This window comes from Streptomonospora salina (assembly GCF_014204715.1).
Taxonomy (GTDB): Bacteria; Actinomycetota; Actinomycetes; order Streptosporangiales; family Streptosporangiaceae; genus Streptomonospora; species Streptomonospora salina.
Map to the genome: position 1 here is coordinate 4168305 of NZ_JACHLY010000001.1, position 24622 is coordinate 4192926.

The 24622-nt window shown below is 68.5% G+C and carries 18 protein-coding genes and 4 pseudogenes; 18 read left to right on the plus strand and 4 right to left on the minus strand.

The features are described 5' to 3' along the window. Entirely contained in the window at positions 1–1368 is a 1368-nt protein-coding gene (locus HNR25_RS18730) for an aldehyde dehydrogenase family protein (protein WP_184637219.1), read from the plus strand. Here the strand turns inward: HNR25_RS18730 and HNR25_RS18735 are convergent. Next, on the minus strand, positions 1355–2302 hold the full coding sequence (locus HNR25_RS18735; protein WP_184637221.1) for a helix-turn-helix transcriptional regulator: 948 nt from the start codon (positions 2300–2302) through the stop codon (positions 1355–1357). The genes HNR25_RS18730 and HNR25_RS18735 overlap by 14 nt on opposite strands. An 89-nt stretch (positions 2303–2391) precedes the next feature. Here HNR25_RS18735 and HNR25_RS18740 point away from each other — a divergent pair, with 89 nt between their 5' ends. From HNR25_RS18740 to HNR25_RS26125, 12 genes and pseudogenes are all read left to right on the plus strand, one after another. Beyond that, complete coding sequence (locus HNR25_RS18740) at positions 2392–3780, plus strand: FAD-binding oxidoreductase (protein ID WP_184637223.1); 1389 nt, start codon at positions 2392–2394, stop codon at positions 3778–3780. A gap of 86 nt (positions 3781–3866) precedes the next feature. Next, positions 3867–4106 carry a transposase gene (locus HNR25_RS26630; protein WP_221457704.1) on the plus strand — a complete coding sequence of 80 codons (240 nt, stop codon included), beginning with the start codon at positions 3867–3869 and terminating at the stop codon, positions 4104–4106. A gap of 274 nt (positions 4107–4380) precedes the next feature. Beyond that, positions 4381–4737: a hypothetical protein gene (locus tag HNR25_RS25435; protein WP_221457721.1), complete on the plus strand. Its 357-nt coding sequence runs from the start codon at positions 4381–4383 to the stop codon at positions 4735–4737. A gap of 369 nt (positions 4738–5106) precedes the next feature. Further along, positions 5107–5505 (plus strand): phosphopantetheine-binding protein, encoded by a 399-nt coding sequence (locus tag HNR25_RS27135; RefSeq protein WP_376767549.1) that lies wholly within the window; start codon positions 5107–5109, stop codon positions 5503–5505. Beyond that, on the plus strand, positions 5498–8071 hold the full coding sequence (locus HNR25_RS18755) for a type I polyketide synthase (protein WP_184637227.1): 2574 nt from the start codon (positions 5498–5500) through the stop codon (positions 8069–8071). Before HNR25_RS27135 ends, HNR25_RS18755 begins: the two co-directional genes overlap by 8 nt. Beyond that, a complete protein-coding gene (locus HNR25_RS18760; RefSeq protein WP_184637229.1) occupies positions 8068–8853 on the plus strand; it encodes a thioesterase II family protein in 786 nt (261 codons plus the stop codon). Before HNR25_RS18755 ends, HNR25_RS18760 begins: the two co-directional genes overlap by 4 nt. Positions 8854–8890: 37 nt before the next feature. Beyond that, positions 8891–9946, plus strand: a complete 1056-nt coding sequence (locus HNR25_RS18765; protein WP_184637231.1) for an aldo/keto reductase — start codon at positions 8891–8893, stop codon at positions 9944–9946. A gap of 7 nt (positions 9947–9953) precedes the next feature. Next, positions 9954–10319: a lipocalin-like domain-containing protein gene (locus HNR25_RS18770; protein WP_184637233.1), complete on the plus strand. Its 366-nt coding sequence runs from the start codon at positions 9954–9956 to the stop codon at positions 10317–10319. 11 nt (positions 10320–10330) lie between these two features. After that, on the plus strand, positions 10331–11701 hold the full coding sequence (locus tag HNR25_RS18775; protein ID WP_246463753.1) for an FAD-binding oxidoreductase: 1371 nt from the start codon (positions 10331–10333) through the stop codon (positions 11699–11701). Between the two features lie 19 nt (positions 11702–11720). Continuing rightward, positions 11721–11906, plus strand: coding sequence for a hypothetical protein (locus HNR25_RS18780; protein WP_184639747.1), 186 nt, complete (start codon positions 11721–11723; stop codon positions 11904–11906). 246 nt (positions 11907–12152) lie between these two features. Further along, positions 12153–13502 (plus strand): annotated as a pseudogene (locus HNR25_RS18785) (IS1380 family transposase). 197 nt (positions 13503–13699) lie between these two features. Next, positions 13700–13831 (plus strand): annotated as a pseudogene (locus HNR25_RS26125) (IS30 family transposase); the annotation flags it as partial. A 74-nt stretch (positions 13832–13905) separates the two neighbouring features. Here HNR25_RS26125 and HNR25_RS27140 read toward each other — a convergent pair. Together HNR25_RS27140 and HNR25_RS18800 are read right to left on the minus strand one after the other, a co-directional pair. Then, positions 13906–14649, minus strand: a complete 744-nt coding sequence (locus HNR25_RS27140) for a pentapeptide repeat-containing protein (RefSeq protein WP_221457723.1) — start codon at positions 14647–14649, stop codon at positions 13906–13908. A gap of 83 nt (positions 14650–14732) precedes the next feature. Then, the gene (locus tag HNR25_RS18800; protein ID WP_184634998.1) at positions 14733–15641 is read right to left on the minus strand and encodes an IS5 family transposase; all 909 of its coding nucleotides are present in this window, start codon (positions 15639–15641) and stop codon (positions 14733–14735) included. Positions 15642–16264: 623 nt separating this feature from the next. Here HNR25_RS18800 and HNR25_RS18805 point away from each other — a divergent pair. Further along, a pseudogene (locus HNR25_RS18805) lies at positions 16265–16930 on the plus strand (IS701 family transposase); the annotation flags it as partial. 30 nt (positions 16931–16960) lie between these two features. Here the strand turns inward: HNR25_RS18805 and HNR25_RS18810 are convergent. Next, positions 16961–18171, minus strand: a protein-coding gene (locus tag HNR25_RS18810) for an IS3 family transposase (protein WP_184639040.1) whose coding sequence is annotated in 2 segments (ribosomal slippage) — positions 16961–17871 and positions 17871–18171 — 1212 coding nt in all. Because the reading frame shifts where the segments join, the coding sequence is not laid out codon by codon here. A gap of 61 nt (positions 18172–18232) precedes the next feature. Between HNR25_RS18810 and HNR25_RS18815 the strand changes: the two are divergent. The 4 genes and pseudogenes from HNR25_RS18815 to casB all read left to right on the plus strand — a co-directional run. After that, positions 18233–18865, plus strand: a pseudogene (locus HNR25_RS18815) (transposase family protein); the annotation flags it as partial. Positions 18866–19342: 477 nt separating this feature from the next. Further along, positions 19343–22198 carry a CRISPR-associated endonuclease Cas3'' gene (locus tag HNR25_RS18820; RefSeq protein ID WP_184637241.1) on the plus strand — a complete coding sequence of 952 codons (2856 nt, stop codon included), beginning with the start codon at positions 19343–19345 and terminating at the stop codon, positions 22196–22198. 64 nt (positions 22199–22262) lie between these two features. Next, complete coding sequence (casA, locus tag HNR25_RS18825; protein ID WP_221457725.1) at positions 22263–23834, plus strand: type I-E CRISPR-associated protein Cse1/CasA; 1572 nt, start codon at positions 22263–22265, stop codon at positions 23832–23834. Continuing rightward, positions 23831–24601, plus strand: coding sequence for a type I-E CRISPR-associated protein Cse2/CasB (gene casB, locus HNR25_RS18830; protein WP_184637243.1), 771 nt, complete (start codon positions 23831–23833; stop codon positions 24599–24601). The genes casA and casB overlap by 4 nt, the downstream gene beginning before the upstream one ends. The last annotated feature ends 21 nt before the right edge of the window (positions 24602–24622 follow it).

A 24622-nucleotide genomic window follows, 5' to 3' on the forward strand; every position in this document is an offset into this window, starting at 1 on the left:
ATGACCGACGTGATTCGGCTGCCCGCCCTGGGCCCCACAGGAGAGTACGTCTCGGGGACGGAGGCCACAGTCCACGACGTCGCCGGAGACCTCATCGGAGCGCTGGCACTGGTTCCCAGCGTGTTCGTCACTCGCGCGCTGAGCAGCCTGCGCAAGGCGCAGCCGCTGTCGGCCGAGGAGAGGCTCAGCGCGATCGCCAGGGCTGGTGATCTCTTCTCCACCGCCACCGTCTCGGGGCTGTCCCCTGACGCATACGTGCACGCTGTTTGCCGGGTCTCCGGGCTGCCGGTCTCGGTGATCCACTCGGCGGCCCAGGCGACCGGGCACCGGGCACACAACGTGAGCAGAGCCGTCGAGGCCGCTCGCCCGCAGGACTCCGTGCGCGATTGGCGCGACCCGCTGACGCGGACCGGCCGCGCCGTATGGGTGCCGAAGGGCGAGGTGTTCGCCGTTCACGCCTCCGGGCTCCACCCCGGCGGCCACAGCCTCTGGCTGGAGGCGTTGGCGCTCGGGTACCGCGTCGCCGTCCGGCCGAACCCGCGCGAGCCTTTCACCGCGCACCGGCTGGTCGCAGCCCTTCGTATGGCGGGGTTCGGTACGGACCACGTCGTGTGGCTGCCCACCGAGCACGAGGCCGGCGCCGCGCTCCTACGCGGTGCCGACCTCGCCTACGGCGGTGACGACGTGATCAGGAAGTTCAGCCCGTCACCAAAAATCCTCGCCCAGGAGCCGGGCCGTTCGAAGATCCTGGTCACAGCCGACCAAGACTGGCGTGAGCACCTGGACACCATCGTCGATTCGGCGAGCCACCATGGCGGCGCGGGCTGTGTGAACGCGACTGCCGTGTTCGTCGAGGGCGATGCCGGACCGCTCGCGTCCGCCGTCGCAGAACGCCTCGGAGCTCTTCCGTCGGCAAAGCCCGAGGAGGCGGCAGCGGTACTTCCGGTGCAGGCGGTGACGTCCGCACGTGCGCTGGAGAAGTTTCTGCGCATGAAGGCGGGGGACGCTAAGCCGTGGTTGGGCGCAGAGCAGGTCGTCGACGAACTGGGCGACGGGAGCGCGGTGCTCCGGCCGGCGGTGCATGAGGTGGACCGGCCGGACGCACCGCAGTTGGATGTGGAACTGCCGTTCCCCTGCGTGTGGTTCGCGCCGTGGTCGCGCCGGGACGGGATGCCCGCGCTGCGGGAGACTCTGACGCTCACCGCGTTCACCGAGGACGACGGGCTCTTCGCCGAGTTGGTCGCCGAGCCGACGATAGCCAATCTGCACCGCGGCGACTGGCCGACCTACTGGACGGACACCGGGCTCCCCCACGAGGACTATCTGGCCACCTTTCTCATGCGCTGCAAGACCGTCATACGGAGCTGAGCTTCTCCCCCAACGTCCGCATCCGTGCGTGGACCGCCTCGGCGGCGTCCAGCTCGAAATCCGGGGTCAGGGCACCGACCGCGGCAACATACTGGGCCACGACCTCGTCGTTGTCGGCGCTGACCCGGACGGTGCACGCGTCCGGGCCCTCGCTGGTTATCTCACCGGGGAGCGGAGCGAAGAGCTTGGCACGCACCGTATCCGCCGACAACGGCACCGTGATCATCGCGGTGTAACGGTACGGTGCGTTCATCAGCGACCGGGTGACGTACGCCTCGGGGCGTCCTGCGGGCAGGGCACGGGGCACGAACCGGCGAAGTGTGGATTCGAGCCGGTCGATCCGGTCGACACGGAAGATCCGCCAGTCCTCGCGATGAACGTCGAAGGCCAGTAGGTACCAGAGCCCCTCCAGCGTGATGAGACTGTGTGGCTCGACGCGGCGCGCGCTGATGTCGCCAGCTCGGTTGCGGTAGTCGAAGGTGACGCACTCCTGTTCACCGGAGCAGAGGGCGAGCCTGGCGATGAGAGCCGGGTCGGTGCGGGCCGTCCCCCGGTGGGAGACGGCCGCGGTGGCGTTCGTGAGGGCGGTCAGTCGCACGCCCAGTCGTGTGGGGAGCAAGCGCGTCAGCTTCTCCAGTGCCCGCAGGGAGCTGTCCTCGGTGATCGATCCGCCCGCTCCGGTGACCAGCCCGGCCACCACTGCGATCGACTCCTCATGATCAAGCAGCAAAGGCGGCAACGCCTGGCCGGACACCAACCGGTAGCCGCCCGAGACTCCTCTACTTGTCTCGACGGTGTAGTCGAGTCCCCGGAGGCGCTCGACATCGCGACGCACGGTGCGAGTGGTGACCCCGAGCTTCGCCGCGAGTTCGTTGCCTGACCATTCGGGCCTACTCTGGAGCAGCGACAAAAGTCGCAACAACCGAGCGGGCATGTCCTGGAGTGTCATTTCCCCCCACGTGTCCGACGTGCCTCCGCAATTGCGGACATCCGCTGTCCGCATCCCATACTACGGTCAGCGACATGGCACACAACCGTGATTCGAGCTCTGCCGAACAAGCACTGGACGACGTGATCAAGGGCGGCGTGAGCCGACCGGACACGAGCAACTACGAGGTAGAGCGCGCCGGCTTCCAGCTGCTGGCGCGCCACCGGCCGGACGTTATCGTCTCGGCCAAGAACAGTGACGACGTCGTCGCGGCAGTGGCGTCCGCCGCTTCGACGGGGACGCCGGTGGCAGTGCAGGCCACCGGCCACGGCCTGAATGAACCTCTCGACGGAACCGGTGTGCTGATCAGCACACGTCAGATGAACGCGGTTCAGGTGAACGCAGAACAGCGCACGGCGTGGGTGGAGGCCGGCGCGAAGTGGCGGGACGTGATCGACGCCGCCGCCCCGCACGGACTGGCTCCCTTGTCGGGAAGCCTGCCCGGAGTGGGCGCCGTCTCCTACACGTTGGGCGGGGGCGTCGGGGTCATCGGCCGGCGCTACGGCTTCGCCGCCGATCATGTCCACCGCATCGACATCGTCACGGCCGACGGCCACCTCCGCCAGGTGACTCCCGACAGCGACCCGGACCTCTTCTGGGCCCTGCGGGGCGGTGGCGGAAACTTCGGCGTCGTCACCGGGATTGAGATCGATCTGATGCCGGTCGAGAGTCTCTACGGAGGGGGGCTGGTCTTCGACCTCGAACAGACTCCCGGCCTGGTGGAAGCGTGGTACCGGTGGACGGCGGACGTCCCCGACGGGATGACCTCCGCGGTATCCATGCTCACCTTCCCGGATGCCCCGGGGGTGCCCGAGCCTATGCGCGGCCGTCACATCGGCCAGATCCAGATCTCGTTCCTCGGCTCTGCGGCGGAGGGTGAAGAGCTTGTGGCGCCCCTGCGCGAGCTCGAACCGATGATGGAACAGCTCCAGAAGATTCCTTACGCGCAGTCCGAGGCCGTGTTCAACGAGCCTGATCAGCCGCACGCATACCAGGGTGACAACCTCCTCCTCAGCGATGTGGACACGAGTAAGCTGGCCGAGCTGACCGAACTGTCTGCTCCCGGCAACCCGATGATGTGCGTGGTTGGCCTGCGTCACCTCGGCGGCGCCCTATCGCGTGCCCCCAAGATCCCGAACGCGATCGGAAAGCGCTCCGCCGGCTACTTGCTCGGCGTGCTCTCCCCCACGGAACCCGACCAGGTGGAAGCAGCCCGGGCGATGCACGAGGAAGCCCTGGAGTCCTGGTCCGAACTGGCAGTCGGGCGTCTGCTCAACTTCACCTTCGGCGCCCTCTCGCCGGACAAAATCCGAGCCGCCTACACCCCGGAGGATTACCGACGGCTTACAGAGATCAAGACTGCTGTCGACCCCCAGGAATTGTTCCGCTCGAACTTCCCCCTCCCTACAGGCACAGTCGGCTGAGTGACTGTTGGGTATTCGGGGACGAGCGGTCGGTAACAGGCCGCCCCGCATGCTCCGACATGACGCGGCCCCGGAATGATCGCTTGGTGTTCCGATGCAAAGATTCCGGGGCCGCTGATGCCCAATGCTATCCCTCCGACCTGTCCGACGCCGCCTGGGCGCTGATCGAACCCCTCATGCCCGTCCGCTACCGGCGCAAAGGCGGCGCTCCGTGCAAGTACGGCGACCGGCTGGTGCTCGACGCGATCCTGTTCGTGCTGCGCTCGGGGTGCCAGTGGCGGATGATCCCCCGCGACCTGCTGCCGTGGGACGCCGCCTACCGCTGATACCGCCCCTGGGCCGACGACGGCACCTGGGACCGCCTCCACAACGGGTTGCGCGACCTGGTGGCACCGCCGAGGGCCGCGACCCCGAGCCCTCGGCCGCGGTGCTGGACGCCCAGTCGATCAAATCCAGCGAAGGCGGCCCCGACCGCGGGTTCGACGCGGGCAAGAAGACCACCGGCCGCAAGCGCCACCTGAGCACCGACACCCTCGGGCTCGTACTGGTAGTCGCGGTGACTGATGCGCCCCGGTCAAGGACCGGCCCGGCGGGCGCCGTGTGCTGGCGCGGCTGGCCGCGGCCTTTCCGTCGATCGGCCTGGTTTGGGCCGATGCCGGCTATGCCAACAGGATCAACAGCAGCCTTCTGAATTGGGCTTATGAGAAGTTCCGGCTCGTAGTCGAGATCGTGAGGCGTCCCGAGGGCGCGCAGGGGTTCCGGGTGCTGCCGCGCAGGTGGGTGGTGGAAGCGCACCTTTGGCTGGCTGGTGCGCAATCGGCGCCTGGCCGCGATTACAAGCGTCTGACCGGAAATTCCGAGACCATGGTCAAGATCGCGATGATCCGGCTGATGGCGACACGGTTGGCCGGTCAAAGCGCACGGTGGAGCAACCGCCCAGCCAACCAAGCCGTGTAATCCCCCGCATACCCAACAGTCACTGAGGCGTCAAGAGGACGGGCTCCCCGCCAGCGCTCACAGCGCCCGGGTCCGCTCGACTGACAGATGCCCGGCGCGCGCATGTTCCCGGACGTCATTCCACGTGGGCCGCAGGGGCATGCGCGATAATCTCCGGAAACCATCGGGGACTTGGCGCCGCATTCTCACCAAGGGCCGCTTCCGATTGTTCCGAATCTGCTGCCCGACCGAGGACTTGATCAGTTGGACAGCTCTCGCAACCCTGCGTCCGTCAATTGACACTGTCCCACCGTGCAGCAAACCTGATAGAACCGAGATTCACATCCCGCGACATCACGCGCAGGGGGACTCATGGCCACACCAGAACGAATGCCGGATTCCGAGGGGTCAACCGGTGCGGACCGATTCCCCGCTGCCCCCGGGACGGAAACCGAACGTCGCCTCGCCCACATATGGGCCGACGTATTGCAGGTGCCCCGGGTAGGCGTGGAACAGAATTTCTTCGACCTCGGTGGGCATTCCCTGCTGATGCACGTCGTGCACGAACGGATCATCGCCGAACTGGATCGGACTCCGCCCCTCATAGAACTCTTCCGGCACCCCACCGTGCGGTCTCTGGCCCGCTACTTAAGTGAGCCCGCAGACTCGGAAGCACCCGCACCGATGCCGTCAAGGCAGCCGACCGCACGCCGGACGAGTCAACTCGCTCAGCGACGTTCCCAACTCGGTCGGCAGCGAGAGCAGACACGAGGCGACAAGAATGCATGAGCCTGTTGATCCCGCAGACCACCTGACAAAACCGGGCGGGACAGCCGACGACAACGCCATTGCCGTGATCGGAATGGCCTGTCGGCTTCCGGGCGCGCGGAACCTCGAGGAGTACTGGGCCAATCTGGTCGGCGGAGTCGACTCCGTCACGAGATTCCCCGAGCAGACCACGGAAGGACAGGACCGCTACATTCCCGCCCGCGGACTCCTCGCTGATCCGGAGTGGTTCGACGCCGAGTACTTCGGCTTGTCCCCGCGGGAGGCGCGCCTCATCAGCCCGCAGCACCGGGTCTTCCTGGAATGCGCGACCGAGGCTCTGGACCACGCCGGCTGCGACCCGTACCGCTACGAGGGATCGGTCGGCGTCTACGGCGGCGGGTCCCAAACAGGTTACGGGGAGGTGCTGCGCGCGCAGCGGCACCAGCTGTCCGGCGTCACGGAGTGGGAAATCCTACTTGGCAGTGGCCAGGACTTCATGGTGTCCAGAACGGCCTACAAGCTGGGCATGACCGGCCCCGCAGTCAACGTACAGTCCGCGTGCGCGACATCTCTGGTCGCGGTGCACACCGCAGCCCAGGCACTGCTGGCAGGGGACTGCGATGTTGCTCTCGCTGGGGCAGCTTCGGTGCACTACCCCGAGAAGCACAGCCCCTACACTGCGGGCGGCATCATCGCCCAAGACGGCATCTGCCGGGCCTTCGATGCCCTCGCGAACGGGACCGTCGGCGGCGACGGAGCCGGGGTTGTCGTGCTGAAGCGGCTCTCCGACGCCCTCGTTGACGGGGACGCGGTGCATGCCGTGGTCCTGGGAACAGCGGTCAACAACGACGGATCCGTACGCGCCGGCTTCACCGCCCCGAGCGTCGACGGGCAGGCGGAGGTCGTGCGCGCCGCTCACCGCGTCTCGCGGATCGCCTCCCACACCGTGGGGTACGTCGAAGCACACGGCACCGGCACACCGCTCGGCGACCCCATCGAGATCGAGGCCCTCACCCGGGCCTTCCTCGACAGCACGGACAACAGCGGCTTCTGCTCCATCGGATCAGTGAAGACGAACATCGGTCACACCGACGTCGCCGCCGGTATCGCGGGCTTCATCAAGTCGGTTCTCTCCCTGAAGCACGGGATCATCCCTCCCAGCCTGCATTTCGATACCCCGAATCCGCACATCGACTTCGAGAGCGGCCCATTCCGGGTGGTGACGAGCGAACTTGAGTGGAAGACAGACGGCACACCGCGTCGAGCAGGAGTCAGCTCGTTCGGCATCGGCGGCACGAACGCCCACGTCGTGCTGGAGGAGGCGGCCCGTCCGGAGCCTGCGGACGCCAGCCGAACCGTCCACCTGCTCCCGCTCTCGGCCCGTACCCCTGCCGCGCTCGACAGCCTCACCCGCGACCTAACCGAGCACCTACGCGGGTGCCCGGAGGAATCTCTCGCGGACATCGCGTGGAGCCTCCAGACCGGACGAAGGGAGATGCCGTGGCGCCGGTACGCACTCGTGCGCAGCGGGGAGGTTCATCTGACCGTGCTCGACCGGGCAGGCGGAGACCGTCTGGTCTCGTCACCGGGCGCAGTCGGCCCCACGCCGGTGACCTTTGCGTTCTCCGGCCGGACGCCCGGGAAGCAAACCGTGGCCCGACTCCTCAGCAACGAACCGGCATTCCGTGGCGCCTTCGACGAGGTCGCCGATGCCACGACTTCCACCCTGCGTTCGGCTGTGCGCACCGGCTCCACGGAGACCACTGACGCCCGGGTGACTGCGTTGGTGACGCTCGCGAATAATGTGGGAGAGGCACGCGTACTCGCCGAGCGCGGACTCGAACCCGCTTCGGTGACCGGCTACGGTGTCGGCGCCCTGGCCGCCGGCGTGGTTGCCGGAACACTACGGCTCGCGGACGCGTGCGCGCTGACGGAACACCTCGATGATGCGAGCCGCCTCGAAGAGAAACTGGGGCTGACCCTCCTGTCTCCTCCTACGGTCGACATCGTGCAGGGCCCGGACGGCCGGACCATGTCGGCGGCGGAGGTCCGCTGTGCCTGTAGCTGGACAGCCCTGCTGGGGAGCGAGCCCCCGAAGCACCTCCTCGGAGAGAGCGACAGCCGCATCGTCGGGATCGGCGAACCGCACGACGAGGACTTCCCCGAATCGACGCTGGGAGAGCTGTGGCTGGGCGGGGCTCACATCCGGTGGACGCCGGACGGCGCCCGGAACAAAGTACCCCTGCCACTTTATCCGTTTGAGCGACAGCGCTACATCGTCGAAGCCGAGACAACCGCGGAGCCCGAGCCGGACCAGCCACGAACGGACACTCAGGCCCACCCCGACGAGGACACGCTGACCACGGTGACCCGCGTGTACGGAGAAACTCTAGGGATGCCGGGCTTCGCAGCGGAGCATGACTTCTTCGATCACGGCGGTGACTCACTGATCTCCATCGACCTGTTGGAGCGCCTTCGCGAGATCTACCGCGTCGAGCTCGACTCGCTGGCCATCTTCGACGCGCCGACACCGGCCGCGATGACCCGGCTGATCGGCGACAGGATCGGTGAGAAGGAGCCGTCTTGAACGAAAACATCGTCCAGAAGCAGCCTCGTTGGCTCATCAGCCGCATGCGAAGGCCCGACGCGCCGATCGGCCTGTACTGCTTCCCCCACGCCGGAGGTTCTCCGGGCGAGTACGTCCGCTGGTCGGACGATCTCCCGAACGTTCAGGTGTGGGGGGTGCAACTCCCCGGCCGGGGCAGCCGCATGTCCGAGCCGGCGGTTACCCGCATGTCCGCACTGGTCGAGCAGGTGCTGGAGAGCGTCGACTTCGGGGAACGTTTCGCCCTGTTCGGCCACAGCCTCGGCTCACTGGTCGCCTTCGAGGTGGCTCGGGGCCTGCAGGCGCGAGGAAGGCCGCTTCCGCAGCAGCTCTTCGTGTCCTCCGCGCCGCCTCCTCCCTCCATGTCCCACAGCTCGCGTCCCCTCCACACCTTGCCCGACGACGAGCTGCTCGCCCGGGTCGAAGCCATGTGGGGCGCCCTCCCCAGTGCTGTCAAGACCACACCAGAGCTGCTCAGAGTCACTATGGGCCCCTTCCGCAACGATCTCGCCATCTTAGAGACCTACGTGCACGAGCCCTCTGGGCCCTTGAAATGTTCGGTCACGGCGTTCGCGGGGTCCCAGGAGGCGCCGATCGCGCGCGACCTGTCCGGGTGGCGGGACCACACGGTGGGTGGGTTCGAAAGTCATCTGCTGCCCGGACATCACTTCTATCACCGGGAGCAGCGGCCGGCACTGCTCCGCATCGTCGCTGACTCACTGCGCACGGGCAGCAGTACGGCGCCCGAGCAGCGAAGTGCTTAATGGAACTACTGGCCGCTTGCGGTCCGGAGGAGTGGAAATGCAGTACATGACGTTCGGGCGGCGGACCGGCCTGCGGGTATCGGAGTTCGCCCTCGGTACAGCCAATTTCGGGCACGCGTGGGGAGGAGGCACCGAACGCTCGCAGGCGCAGGCGATCTTCGAGCGCTTCGCCGGCGCCGGAGGCACCTTCATCGACACCGCCGACTGCTACAACTACACGGAGGCGGAGAGCATGGTCGGCGACTTCCTCCGCGCCGACCGCGACCATTTCGTGGTCTCGTCCAAGTTCGCCTACGGCGCCTGTGAGCATCCGCGTATCTCCGACACCGGTAACAGCCGTAAGAGCATGGTGCGAGCGGTCGAGGCCAGCCTTCGCCGGCTTGGCACCGACTATCTCGATCTCTACTGGGTGCACTTCGCCGATCCCCTCACCCCGATCGACGAAGTGATGGCGTCGCTGGATCTCCTCGTCCGCAGTGGCAAAGTGCTGTACACCGGGCTGTCGAACTTCCCCGCGTGGCGCGTCTCCAGGGGCGCCACCCTGGCCGACGTACGCGGGTGGACACCGCTTGTAGGCATCCAGCTCGAGTACAGCCTCGTGGAGCGCACTGCGGAACGAGAGGCCCTCCCGATGTCGGAGGCGCTCGGTCTGGGCGTCGCTGTGTGGTCGCCCCTGGGGGGCGGCCTGCTCACCGGCAAGTACCGGAGCGGGACGAGTGGTCGGCTGACGGAATGGAAGCGAGCCGTCCAGGTGGAGGACACGCCGCAGAAGACCAAGGTGCTCGACGCCGTCCTCTCGGTGGCTGGACAGGTCGGAGAATCTCCGGCGAGCGTCGCCATGGCGTGGCTGCGTCACCGGCAGGCCGCCTCGACCACCTCCGTCATCCCGATCGTTGGCCCCCGCGACCTGGCTCAGCTCGACAGCTACCTCGGAACACTGGAGTTGGTGCTGGACCCTGTACATCTCGCGCAACTCGACGAGTCGAGCACGCCCGAACTCGGAGTTCCACACGACATCAGCGCCGGCGTTCTCGGCAGAGTCGTCGGCGGTGATCCCGGCAACACCGTATTTCCTGCAGTTCCTGTGGAGTGATGGACGAATGGATGAATTGGTCGGCGCGTGGCGACTCGTGTCGTTCCGCACCACAGATGCGGGCGGAGGCACCGACCCGCTCGGTGCCTCCCCCAGCGGGCTCCTCGTCTACGCCGCGACCGGGCATGTCGCGGTGAACATGATGCGCACAGACAAGGAGGGCGGCACCCGATACATGAGCTACGCCGGGACATGGCGGCGCGAGCAGGAGCGAGTGGTGCACACGATTTCCGTCGCACCGGACCGCCGGTGGATCGGGTTGGATCAGGTGCGCGACGTGGAACTCGTCGGTGACCGCCTCCTCCTGTCGGGTCGCGGCCCGAGTACACATGCCGAGCGCAGCACATTGGAATGGCAGCGCATCACCTCGTGAGGGACAGTGCATTGGGCAGCGGACAGCAATCTCCGACATCGGCTTCCGCGACGCTGGGCGAGGTCCGAGGCCCAGTCCTGTACCCGTCTCATGACGCGTACGAGCAGGAACGCATCGCGTTTCAAACCGCTTTTCCCCACGAGCCCGCGCTGATCGTCGGGGCGGAGGACGCCGATGACGTGTGTGCGGCCGTCGCCCACGCGGCAGCGACCGGGCTCTCCGTTGCTGTGCAGGCCACCGGCCACGGGGTGACTCTCCCCCAGCAGGGTGGAGTACTGGTCAGCACACACCGGATGGCCGGCGTGCACATCGACCCGGAGCGGCAGGAAGCACGGATCGCGGCCGGCGTGCGGTGGTACCAGGTCATCGCGGCGGCCGCTCCGTACGGGCTCGCCCCACTGAGCGGATCATCACCTGACGTGGGCGCCGTCGGCTACATCCTGGGGGGCGGTCTTGGCCTGCTGGGCCGCGAGTTCGGTTTCGCGGCCGACCACGTCCGCTCGCTCGATGTGGTGACCAGCGACGCACGGCTGCGCACCGTGACCGCAACGAGCGAGCCGGAGCTGTTCTGGGCATTCCGTGGGGGCAAAGATCACCTCGGTATCGTCACAGCCATGACCATCCGGCTGTTCCCGGTCGACCGGGTCTATGGCGGCGGACTGTTCTTCGACGTGGCACAGGCCCGCGAGGTCCTCGCCGAGTTCCGGGGCCTGACCACTCGCGCACCGGAGACCCTGAACGCTTCCCTCGGTATGCTGCGTTGCCCGCCGTTGCCGCAGGTGCCAGGTGCGCTGCGTAACAGGCATGTGCTGCATCTCCGGTTCGCCAGCACAAGTACGTCCGAGGCGGCCGCGGAACTGATCGCTCCGTTCCGGCGGATCGAGCCAGTTGTCCTGGGCGAGATCCGCGACATGCCCTACTCCGAATCGGGGACGATCTACAACGACCCTCGGGCACCGCACGCCTACCAGGGCAGCAACGTCCTGCTGGCCGACTTCCCTCCGGAGGCAGCCGAGATAACCCGGAGGGTGTGCGGTCCGGCCGCGCCGGTCCCGGTCGTCCTGGACATCCGCCATCTCGGTGGTGCTCTGTCCCGTCCTCCTGCTCAGCCGAACGCAGTCGGACACCGCGACGCGCAATACATCGTTCGGATCCTCTCTCCACTCGGGAATGTCGAGGTCAACGACGTTCGGCGCGTGCACCATCGGATCATGAACGGGCTGGCGGAGTGGGCCGTCGGCCGTTCCGCCAATTTTGTTTACGGGGCCGTGGGCGACGGGCAGTTCGAGGCTTTCCATGAAAAGCCAACCCTGATGCGGCTGCGGGCGTTGAAGGAGAAGTGGGACCCGCAGGATGTGTTCGGCTGCATACCCCTGGCATGAACCACGGCGCCCCGACCACTTGAATATCATGGACGCCTTCGGCGACCTCGGCCGGCCGCTGCGTGCCCGCGACCTGTGCCAGGCCTCGGACCTGCCCATCGTGTCCAAGAGCGTCGAGAACACGCGCTTCAAGCTCAAACGCCTGGTCGACCGCGGCATCCTCGCCGAGACCAAGCCGGGCTTGTTCTCCCGGCACCGCCCATAGCCCACCAGCGGCCGCTTGACCAGCCTGTCTTGTCCAACCCTGACGACGAAGGGGACATCAACCCACGAAACGCCCTCTCAGACATGAAGTCGCCCTGCTATTAGCCTCGAGCTTTCACGGCAGGCGTGATCGCAGACCCCTCTGCACATGCGAAAGGTGCTTCTGAACTGGGACACTGTTCAAATCCATGTCCCCAGCAGAAACAGAAGCACCTTTCAAGTGAAGCCTACCGAGTCCTACCCCCGCATGCAGGCCAGGGCCGACGGCACCGGAACCATCTCCCAGGCTGGCCGCCTGCTGCTGAGTGAGACCGTGCGCGCCACCGGCCTCGATACGGCGCTGCGCGCCGCCCTGGCCCGGTGACGCAAACCCGGCGCCGTCCATGATCCCGCCGAGACCTGCACCGATCTGGCCATCGCCCTCGCGCTGGGCGGCGACTGCCTGGCCGACGCCGCGCTGCTGCGGGCCGAACCCGGCCTGTACGGCCCGTGGCGTCCGACCCCACCGCCTCGCGCACCATCAACACGCTGGCCGCCGAACCCGAGCGGGCCCTGGCCGCGATCCGCGCCGCCCGCGCCCACGCGCGCGAAGCCGCCTGGACACGCGCACACCAGGCCCACCCGACCAGGACCGCCGGGTGGTCATCGACATCGACGCCACCCTCATCACCGCCCACTCCGACAAACAGAACGCGGCCCCCACCTGGAAAAAGGGATACGGATTCCACCCGTTGGCCGCCTTCTGCGACCACGGGGCCAGGGCACCGGCGAACCCCTGACCGCCTTGCTGCGCCCGGGCAACGCCGGATCCAACACCGCCGACGACCACATCACCGTCACCGCCGCGGCGCTGAAGCAGCTGCCCCGCGCCCACCGCAGCGGCAGGAAGACCCTCGTCCGCACAGACACCGTCGGCGGCACCCACACCTTCCTCGACTGGCTCACCCGGCGGGGCCGCTGGCTGTCCTACTCGGTGGGCATGACCATCACCGACGACATCCATACCGTCATCGGCCGCACCCCCGCCACCGCCTGGAGCCCGGTCTACGACGCCGCAGGCCAGGCGCGCACCGGCGCCTGGGTCGCCGAGATCACCGGCATGGTCGACCTCACCGGCTGGCCGAGGGGGATGCGACTGATCGTGCGCGCCGAACGCCCGCACCCCGGCGCGCAACTGCGCATCACCGACGTCGACGGCAACCGCATCACCTGCTTCGCCACCAACACCCCGACCGGTCAGCTCGCCGATCTGGAGCTGCGCCACCGAAGCCGCGCCCGGTGCGAGGACCGCATCCGCGCGGCCAAGGACACCGGTCTCGCCAATCTGCCTCTGCACGGTTTCGCCGCCAATCGGATCTGGCTCGAACTCGTGCTGCTGGCTCTTGACCTGGTGGCCTGGGCCCAGATGCTCGCCCTGGGCGGGCATGAGGCCCGCCGGTTGGAGCCCAAACGCCTGCGGCTGCGCCTGTTCAGCGCGGCGGCCCGGCTGGTGGCCACCGGCCGCCGCAAGCTCGTGCGGTTCAACCGGAGTTGGCCCTGGGCCGAGCTGCTGAGCGGCGCGATCGATCGGCTGCGGCTGCTGCAAGCCCCGACTTGACCGCCGATGCCCGGCACCGACGACACGAAAGACCCTTCCGGAGCCCGTGGACTCCGGCGCCCCGCCCGAGCGAATCGGGCTGTTGTCACGCCCTGCCTCGGCTTTTCTCAACTCGTGAGGACAGGGACGGGTACTTCACCTCGACGCCGCTGCCTCACGAAAGATCGAGGCTAGGTGGAGTGCGCCCGCAACTGGGGCGCCGGTCGCTGACCTGGGACCAGGGCGCCGAGATGGCCGAGTACGGGCATATCGCCGATGCCACCGGGCTCGACGTCTACTTCTGCGACCCGAACGCGCCCTGGCAGCGCGCGGTCAACGAGAACGCCAATAGGAGCTCAGCGCCACCAGTTCGACCGCAGTCCACGACCGAGCACGAAAGTCCTCCGCTGAATCTGGAGGTGACCTATCGGACCTGCCAGTATATTCCTTTCGAGTCAAGTGGATTCGACTCCTTTCTGATTGCCGACTCGAATTGATCCGACGGCCAGCGAGTGGAAGTACTCCACAGAGTTTTCGTCATGTGCAAGTAAGGCGAATGTGATATGCGTAGGTCTGTTCCGGTCAAATCTGCGTCGCTCAGATCCGCACCCACCAAGCGTGCACCATCTAATTTGGCGCCTGCCATATGCGCTCCGCGAAGAGACGTGTAATCCAAACTGGACGACTGTAGATCGGTTCCTTCCAGGTGCGCTTCTACGAGAAGTGCAACGCTCATGTCGGCTCCCACCAAGCGTGCACCGTTTAGATTCGCGCCGTTCAGGTGGGCTCTGCGGAGGTTGGCGCTGGTCAAACGGGCTTGCCGCAGATCCGCATTTTCCAAGCGCGCTCCGATCAGGAGCGCACCATTTAGGTCCACCCAGGCCAGTTTTGCGTCGTTCACATGTATGCCCCGCAGGTTCGTGCCTGCCAGATCTGCGAAGGGGGCGCCAAAAGGGCGTACAGCAAAGGGCCAGTGAGCGCGCGTCAGTGCGGCGTGCAGCATCCACCACCTCGAGCGCGGGCGCTGCTTCCTGGTCGTGGTTGTGGTCCGGGCCGTGAACGGTGGTGTGTCGCGAGCCAGGGCATGCAGAAGTTGGAGCAGGAAGTCAAGGAGCCATCGCAGGAACGTCCGCCAGGCGGAGGGGGCAGTCGAGGTTTCAGCGGACATCGTGATCACCCCCGCTGGATGGCTGGGAGCCCTCGGCGAGATCCGGGGACGATCGAGTGGCGTCGGGGTCGGTTAGGCCCTGTTTAAGAAGGTGTCGCTGCGAGGTCGCGCAGCCAGATGTCGATCACGGCGACCTGGATCGTGGCCTCGTAGCGCAGGGCGAGCTTGTCGAAGCGGGTGGCCACAGCACGGAACTGCTTGAGCCGCCCGATCCCGCACTCCACCACGTGGCGCTGCTTATACGCCTGTCGGTCCACCCTCGGCGGCCGGCCGCCCGCCGACCCCTTCGCCTTGCGATGGCACCGCTGGTCGCGGGGCTCGGCGATGGTCGCCGGGATCTTGCGCCGCCGCAGGTAGGCCCGGTTGGCCCGCGAGGAGTAGGCCTTGTCGGCCAACACCCGCTCGGGCCGAATACGCGGGCGCCCCGGCCCGGAGCGGGCCACACGGATGCGCTCCAGAACCCGCGCGAACTGCGGGCTGTCACCGCGCTGGCCCGCCGTCAATACCACCGACAGCGGTTTGCGGTGCTGCTCTCCGGCCAGGTGGAGCTTGGTGGAGAACCCGCCGCGCGAACGCCCCAGCGCGTGGTCGCCGGGTTCGTCGCCGGGCGGCTCGGCCTGGCGGCCGGGACGGCGGCGCGCCCCGGCGGCGTGGGGGTGGGCACGGCAGGTGGTGGAGTCGACCGCGACCGTCCAGCCGATGAGCCCGGCGGCATCGGTCCAGGCCCGCAGCTTGGCCGCGATCAGCGCCCAGATCCCGGCGCGCTGCCAGCTCCGCAGCAGATGGTAGACCGACTGCCAATGGCCGTAGCGTTCGGGCACGTCGCGCCAGGGCACACCGGCGCGGGTGCGCCAGCGGATGCCGTCCAGCAGTTGGCGCCGCGTCCATGTCGGCGGCCTCCCGCCTGCGGGTCGCGGGGGCAGCAGCGGTTTCAGGGCCCGCCACTGCTTGTCGGTCAGGTCTTTACGTCCTCCGATCGGTACCCTGGCCACCGAGGTCTCCGTGTAGATGGGCTGCTTGGTCGTTGCTCCATTTACCGGAGACCTCGCTTGTGCGCAGTCCCGACATGCCGGGCAAGCCCGATCAACCAGGGCTTCTTAAACAGGGCCTAGTGCCGGGGCGGAGGCGTTGGCGAGCGAGCTCGGGTCAGTCGGGGTCAGAGAGCGGCCGCCACTGAACTGGCCAAGGATACGTTCGATGAATACCGGAGCGGCGACGCCGGACACGAACGCTCCGATCTGTCCGGAGACTTGGTCGGAGCCGCCCAGGGCCATCGCCAGGACGGTGCCGACGCCCAGGCGAAGCACAATCGAGACCAGTAGGGGGAAGGCCGAGGGTGCCCCGGGCGCGCGCCAGGGCCAGTCGCGCGTGCGTGAGATCGCGGCCGCGAACTGCAGCGCCTCTACGCACCCGGCTCCCGCTAGGCCCCATGGGGCGTACTCCCACAACGGCATGGAGCCACCCTAGTACTCCAGTTGTAGATCCGGTTTGTCCTTCCTTGCCCCCAATGCCGGCGACAGCACACCACCAGACCACTGAATCGGGCCGTTCACCGGACACACAGACGGCCACCGCGTGATCATCGATGGTTGTGAAGACAACGAAAACCCCGGCGGTGGCCGCTGCGCTCAGCGTAGCCGCCCAACGCTGGCCCCACCGGCTGAACGAGCTGATCCACACCATCTCCACCCGCCTCACCCGACCCGAGACCCGACACACGACCCGCGACCTCCTCCGCGGCCTGCTCGCCCCGCTGGCACGCAAGAACTGCTGGACCCTGGCCGAACACGCCGGCCACCCCACCCCCCACCGCCTCCAGCACCTGCTCTCCCGCGCCCAGGTCGACGAAGGCGGCCTGATCGAAGACCTGCGCACCTACACCCGCACCCACCTGGGAGACCAGGACGCCGTCCTGGTCCTGGACGAAACCGGGGACCTGAAGAAGGGCACCGCAACGGTCGGCGTCCAGCGCCAGTACACCGGCACCGCCGGACGCGTCGAGAACGCCCAGGTCGCGGTCTACCTCGCCTACGCCACGCCTGCCGGCCACGCTCTGACCGACCACCGCCTCTACCTGCCCCGCTCCTGGACCCGCGACCCCGAACGGCTGCGCGCCGCCGGGGTCCCCGACGAGGTCTCCTTCGCGACCAAACCCGAGCTCGCCCGGCAGATGATCTCGGCCGCCCTGGCTGCGCACACACCGGCCCGGTGGGTGGCCGCCGACGAGGTCTACGGCGCCAATCCGCATCTGCGCCACGCCCTGGAAGAGGCGCACCTGGGGGGTTCCCCCGTGAGTGTGGACACCCGGTAATCAGGCAGCCAGGTGCAGCTTAGCGGTTCGGTGCTCGTAGACGGCGGGGGCGAGGTAGCCGATCGCCGAGTGCCTGCGGCGGGTGTTGTAGCGGTTGATCCAGGAGAACACCGCCATGCGCGCCGTGTGCGGGCTGGGCCACCGCTTCAAGCCGGGCCCCTGGAGGGTTTCGCGTTTGAGAGTGGCGTGGAAGGCCTCGGCCGCGGCGTTGTCGGCCGAGGAGCCCACCGCGCCCATCGAGCGCACCACCCCCAGCTCCGCACACTGTGTCTGGAACCGCCGGGAGGTGTATTGGGCGCCGTGGTCGGTGTGGAAGACCGCGCCGTCCAGGCAGCCGCCCCGCGCGCGCCGGGCCCCCTCCAACGCATCGCAGACGAGTTCGGCGCGCATATGGTCGGCGATGGACCAGCCCACCACCCGCCGCGAGTACAGGTCGATCACCGTGGCCAGGTACAGGAACCGGTCGCCGTCCACGGGCAGGTAGGTGATGTCGCCGACATAGCGGGTGTTGGGCGCCTGGGCGGTGAAGTCGCGGCCCAGCAGGTCGCCCGCCGGGGCCGTGGCGGGCTCGGGCACCGTGGTGCGCACTTTCCTGCGCAGGTGCAGGCCTTCGATGCCGGCGGTGCGCATCAGGCGCTCCACCCGCTTGTGGTTGATTACGTGGCCCTGCTCGCGCAGCTCGGCGGTGATCCTCGGCGCCCCGCAGGCGCGGTCGGCCGCGTGGATCGCCGCGATCCGGGTGGTCAGTTCGGCGTCGGCGGCCGCCCGCTGTTCACGCGCGCCTGCGCGGGCCCGCCAGGCGTAGTAGCCCGAGCGCGACAGCTGAAGCACCGCGCACAGCCGCTTGGCGCCGTAGGCGCCCTGGTGGTCCTGGACGAAGCAGAAGCGGCTCACTGCTTCATCTCTCCCGCGAAATAGGCGGCCGCCTTGCGCAGGATCTCGCGTTCCTTCTCCAGTTCGGCGATCTGGGCGCGCAGCCGTTTGTTCTCCTGCTGCAGCGGCTCGCCCGCGGGCGCGGCCTCTGCCGGGCGGGGGTGGGCCGGCGCGGCCGTCGCCGAGCGCTGCCTGTCGTCGATGCGGATCCAGTTGCGCAGCGTCTCGCGGTTGACGCCGAGCTCGTCGGCGATCTCGGCGATGGTGGCGCCGGGCCGGGACCGGTACAGCGCGACCGCGTCGGCTTTGAACTCGGCCGGATAGTGCTTCATGGCCATGGTGGTGGACTCCTCCTTGGTTTCCATTGTCGGAGATGTCCACTACTCAGGGGGAGGCTCCCTGGGCTATGTGCTGGGGGTGGCCCGCACCGAGCGCATCGCCCTGGCGCACGGCCCGAGGACCCTCGCCGAACTCGCGGTCCTCACCCCCGAGACCGCCTGGCAGCGCCTTTCCGCCGGATCGGGCGCCAAGGGCCGGCGCCTGTACGACTGGGCGCTCATCGAGGCCGAACCCACCGCCGAGGGGCACCGGTGGGCACTGATCCGCCGCCATCGCACCACGAAAGAGCTGGCGTTCTACCGGTGCTACGCACCCGAACCGGTCGCCCTGAAACGCCTGGTCGCCGTTGCCGGGCGCCGGTGGACGGTCGAGGAGGGCTTCCAGCAGAGCAAGGGCCTGGCCGGGCTGGACGAGCATCAGGTGCGTACCTGGCGCTCCTGGTACCGGTGGAGCCTGTTCGCGATGTGGGCCTATGCCTTCCTCGCGGCCTGCGCGGCCATCGAGCAGCGCCAAGACCCGGCCGCAGACGGGATGACCGCGTTGACGTGCAACGAGATCGCCCATCTACTCAACGCCCTGTTCCCGAGGCGTCCCGAGATCGAGCATGTACTGGGCTGGTCGGTGTTCAGACGCTCCCACCAGGACAGCGCCCGCCGGTGTCATTACCGCAGACAAGCCGCCCGAGAACCATGACAAACCGGATCTACAACTGGAGTACTAGGGAGCCTGGGCGAGTGGTGGCGTCCATATAACAGCCGCTGAAGCCGATGTTTCGCCGAGGGCCCGTCTCAGTTGTGTCGTCGCGGTGGCCTCAGAGCACGGCTATCTCGATGTGGAGCCGGCGCATCCCGCATCGGCGTGGCCGCGACCGCGGATGAGACGTCATGACCGGCTCCCCGAATCCGCAGCCGCACTGGGAACTTCTGCCGACGGTCGGCGGCCCCGGGACGGGCCGATGCGGTAGGGCAGCCGGATCCGGCTGGAGCCGCCCGAGGGTCGCTACGCCGAGCTCCGCCGAAGCGAACCCGACCCCCTCGAGGAGCCCGGGCATCAACGTTCCTGGTGAGCGACGGTCTGGATCTCGGTTTTAGGTGGTTCCGACTTTTGTCGCTGGTCGTCGTTAACGTTCCCGGAATAGTGCGAGTGCTCCGGCTGGCGGTAGGGGAGTCCATGGTGAGTGATGACGAGCATCCCGATCTCCGCATCGGGGCAAAGGAACGTGGCCTCGGCGGGGCCGTGTACCCGGCGATCTGTCATGGTCTCGATGCTGCGGCTGTCTGCCTCGCATTGTGGGAAAACCACGTAGCACCCGGGCTCAGGGAGCATCTGGCGCGCCGCTTTGGCGTCGATACGGACACCGCGGGGCGAATCGTGGCCTACTGGGCCGGGCTGCACGATATCGGAAAGATCGAACCCTACTTTCAAACGAAAAAGCTCTCCCTATCCCCATTGTCGGGTTTTCCCGCGGTGGGTCCCTCCTTGCCGCAAGGCCATGCGCTCACGGGGTGCCAATGGCTGGCGATGGCGCTGCCCGAGTCGGGGTATCCGCCGCCTGACGATGTCGATGACAGCCGCACCTCGCTGATCGCCCAGGTGGTGGGTGGTCACCACGGGCGCTACCCGGAGCGGCCCCATGCGCGCTACGACGTGCGGGAAGAGTTCGGCTTCGCCGAGGATGCATGGGACGAACAGCGCAGCGCCTATCTGCAGGCCGTCGGAACAGCCCTGGGCCATCCCCCCGTGCCGCCGTCGCTGGACGCTCCCACAGCGGTCGTCGTCACCGGGCTCATCGTTCTCGCGGACTGGCTGGCCAGCCAGGAACACTTCCTACTCCAGCGGCTGCAGGACCTCCCGCGATCCGGGGCGCAGGCCGACCTCGCGGCCTACTTCGCACGTGTCCGTCCGGTGGCCGAAGGCCTGGTCGCCGACGCGGGGCTGGAGCCGCTCCACGTGCCCGCGGCCTCCTTCGCCGAGTCCTTCCCCGCCATCTCCGAACCGTTCGGCCTGCAGGCCTCGGTCGCCGAGCACCTGCCGGAACTCGTACACGGACCGGGGCTGCTCATCGTCACCGCCCCCACCGGCGAGGGCAAGACCGAGGTCGGAAAGCACGCAGCCGACCTCATGGGCGAGGCCGCCGGCCGCACCGGACGGGCGTACCTCCTGCCCACCATGGCCACCGCCAACAGCATGCACACCCGCGTCCGTCAGTACGCCGAGCGCCGCGCCGCCCATCCCCGCCCGCTGATGCGGCTGCACTCGATGGCCTGGCTCGAACAGGACCACACCCCGCCCACGCCGGGCTCCTCCTCCCAGGTGTTGACCAACCACCCCGATACTTCCTTCGCGCCCACGGAATGGCTCTACGGAGGACTGCGCGGCCTGTTGGCCTCCTGGGGCGTGGGCACGTTCGACCAAGCATTGATGGCCGTGCTGCCCAGCCGGTTCAACGCGGTGCGGATGCTGGGCCTGGCCGGCAAGACCGTCGTCGTGGACGAAGCTCATGCGGTCGATCCCTACATGCAGAAGGAGCTGGAGCGCCTGCTGTGCTGGCTCGGCCGCCTCGAAGTCCCGGTGGTGCTGCTGTCGGCGACCTTGCACCGCTCGGTGGCCGATTCCTACGCCCGCGCCTACCTGGAAGGCGCTGGCGTCCTTCGGCGGCCCCGCCGCAGGGGTGTGGTGCCGCCGGTGATCGAGCACCTGTCCTATCCCGGGTGGGTGCACGTCTCGGCCGAGGCAGGGGCGCCTCACGTGATCAGCAACCCGGCGCCGATCACCGCGACCAAACGCAGCCCTCTGGACATGTCCCTGGAAGCCGTTCCCATCCGGGAAGAGAAGTCCGGCGCCGCGGCCCGCTCTCGACCCTCGCGCACCGCCGATCGGACGGAGGCGCTGCGCCGCCTGCTGGCGCCCGTGCTGAGCCGGGGCGGCACCGCGGCCGTGGTGTGCACGACCGTGAAGGAGGCCCAGGAGACCTACGATCTCGTCCGCCGCCTCATCGACGAGGCCGGCGGCGGGCCCGGCGAGGGCACCGAGCTGCACCTGCTGCATGCACGCTTCCCCCAATGGCAGCGTGACGAGATCACCGCGACCGTGCTGCACGCGTTCGGCAAGGACGGCGCCAAAGATGGTGCACGTCCGCGCTCGGCGGTGCTGGTGGCCACCGCGATCATCGAGCAGAGCCTGGATATCGACCTGGACCTGATGGTCACCGACCTCGCGCCGCTGGCGCTGCTGCTGCAGCGGGCAGGCCGGTGCTGGCGCCACGAGCACCTGGGCATCATCGACCGCCACCGCCTCACCGCCCCGCGCGTGGCCGTGCTCGTGCCCGGTGAACCCGACGCCGACGCGATGCCCACCCCCTGGAGTGCGATCCATGCACCTTCCCTGCTGGAGCGCACCCACCGCCTGCTGCAGGAACACGGGGCCTGTGTGGCGATTCCCGACGACGTGCAGGCGCTGGTCGAGCAGGTGCATGACGACCCCGACCTCGCGCAGAACGTCAAACGCGAGTACGAACGCATCGGCGAGGCTATGGCCCAGCAGGCCCAGGCCAACACCGCCGTCGTCCCGCGCCCGGACCAACTCGCCGACCAGGCGGACCTGTCGGCGATGACGATGAACGACTTCTCCGACGAAGCCGTGGCCACCCGCCTGGGCGCCGATTCGGTGCGCGTCCTGTGCTGCTTCGCCGACGCCGACGGTCGACTGTGGGCGGACTCGGCACGCACCCGCGCCTTGGTCGGCACCGAACCCGGCCGCACGTCTCCGCTCAGCCCGGAGGAGGCCAAGGAGATCATGAGGCTGACCATCCCCGTCCAAGGCGGGCCGTGGTACCGCGACCTGAGCCCCCAAGACACCGCGGTGCCGCTCCCGTGGCGCAAACACAGCCACCTCAACCGGCTCCTGCTGATCCGCCAGCCCCTGGCCGAATCCGGCCAATGGAGCGAAGCGGTCCTGGGCGGACGCACCTGGTTGCTAGATAAGGAACGCGGACTCATCCACCGCCGCACCGGCTCCGGCGGATGACGACCGGCGCCCCACCCCCATTCATCCGCGCCTCGCCGCATCGCCCCAGGAGACTGGACCCTCATTGCCCTCCTTCGACCTGACCACCGACCCGTGGATCCCCGTGCGCCACACACACGGCGGACCGGCCGCGCCCGTAGGGTTGAAAACCCTGCTCCACCGGGCACACGAATACACCGACGTGGAACTCGCCCTGCCCCCGGCCTCGGCCGGGCTGTGGCGCATCCTCGCCCTGATCGCCGCACGCCTGACCGGCCTGGACACCTGGACCGACTGGTCCGACTGGGCCCAGGCCCGCACGGAGATTCTGCGTGAGGGCCGGTTCGACCCCGGCGAGATCGAGGCCTACTTCCACCGCCACCACGACCGGTTCGACCTCTTCGGCCGGCGCCCCTGGCTGCAGGATCCCCGGTTGAGCGGTCCCGAAGCCCAGTGCCCCAAAACCTCAGGCGTGAACAAACTGTGCTGGGGACGCCCCGCCGGCAACACCCAGGTATGGCTGCGCCACACCACCGACCTGCGGCCGATCCCCGTACCGGCGGCAGAAGCCGCCCACCACCTCATCGCCACCCTCTACTACGGCCCCTCCGGCCGCTGCACCTCCCGCACCGCCGGTGACGTCAGCGCCGCCGACACCGCGGCCGGGCCGCTGCGGGGCGCCCTCTCGTTCCACCCCCTCGGCCGCACCCTGTTCGAGAGCCTCCTGCTGAACCTCCCCTTCGTCGAAGACGACGAGGACACCCCGGCTCCCTGGGAACGCGAAGAACTGCGCGACCCCACCCTGCCGCCCCCCGTAGCCGGACTCGCGGGCCGCCTGGTCAACCAGTTCCGCCACGCCGTCCTACTCGAACCGTCGCCGGACGCCACCCAGGTCGTCGACGCCACGGTCACCTGGGGCGCCCGCCTCTCCCCGGAGATCCGCCAGAAGTGGGCGGCGCCCGAGGATCCCTACCAGGTCCACATACACCGGGACGACGGCACTATCGCATCGATGAAGGCCGACGCCACCCGGGCGGTGTGGCGCGACCTCGCCGCCATCCTCAACGACGGCCAGCACCGCGGGCGCCTGACCCGCATGCCCCGGCTGCACCACGACCTGCGCTACCGCCTGCCCTCCGACATCAGCGACGCGATGCGCGCCCGCGCCTTCGGATTCGACCAGGATGGCCAGACCCGCGACAAGCAGTGGTTCACCGCCACCACCCCACCCGTCCTGCGATGGCTGCACGAAAGCGCCGACGACGCTCAGCAGGCCGGACGCACCCTGCGCGCCATCCGGCAGGCCACCGACGCCGCCGAGGACGCCGGCTGGCGCCTGGAGCGCCAGCTCACCCGCGCGTGGAAGGACAGCGGCCTGGGCGGCGACGTCAAACGCGAAGACAGCGCCCCCTGGACGCTGCTGGGAACGGGCCGCTACTGGTCTCGCGCCCACGACCGGTTCTGGCAACTCGTCGGCGGCGACGATCCCCAGGAACCCGGCAACGCCTTCATCGACCTCGCGCTGCACGCCTACGCCGAGGCCACCGACGGCTACCGGCACCGCCCCCGCGTGGCCAAAGCCGTCGCGCGCAACCGCGGCGCTCTGTTCAAAAACCGGATCGACACCCCCGATGAGGGCGAAGAAGGAGCGGCATGACCCCGGCCCAGCAGGACCTGCGCGAGCGCGCAGGCAAACTCGTCGCCCACGTCCGCGACAGTGTGGAACACCGCCCGGGGGAACGCTCCGCGCTGCGCCGCGCCCTGGGACGCCACCCCGACGACACCGAGATCCGCCCCGCGGCCCGCCGCGTCATCTCCCCCCACCTGCACGACCTCCACGGGCCGCAGCGTGAGGCCGTCGAACGCGCCTTCTACGCCGTCGCCGCCCTCATCGCCGCCCAACCGCGCCGCGCCCGCGACGAGGACATCGAACCCACCCCTCCGGGCGACGATGACCATCCCCCACAGCCGGAGGCCCCCGCTACCGCAGACGACTCCGGCGAAGCCGATCACGCTCCGGGGCCCCAACCGTCGACGGGCGCGGTAGCCCTGGACCTCGGCAGCGCCCTGGGCAACTCCTCCGTCGAGGCGGCCAAGGCCCGTTCCCCCCAATCCTCCGGCGACCGCGACGAGCAACAGGAGGCACCTCAGGAGAAGCGCCTGCATCTGCTGTGCCGCCAAGACCTCGACGGTCTGCACCGCCACCTGCCGCGGATCGTGCGCTTCCTGCGCTCCGAGCGCGTCGCCGTCGACTGGACCAGGCTGGCCTGCGACCTCGCGACCTGGCGCGAAGGCGGCACCAACGGACGCAACCGTGTCGCCAAGCAGTGGCTGGACGGTTATTACCGCGTCCTGTCGATCGAAGAGACCCGCAAACGCCGCACCAAGCAGGCCGACGATACGCCCACCGGCGACGACGCCTAACCGCAGCCGGCAGCCGCGTCC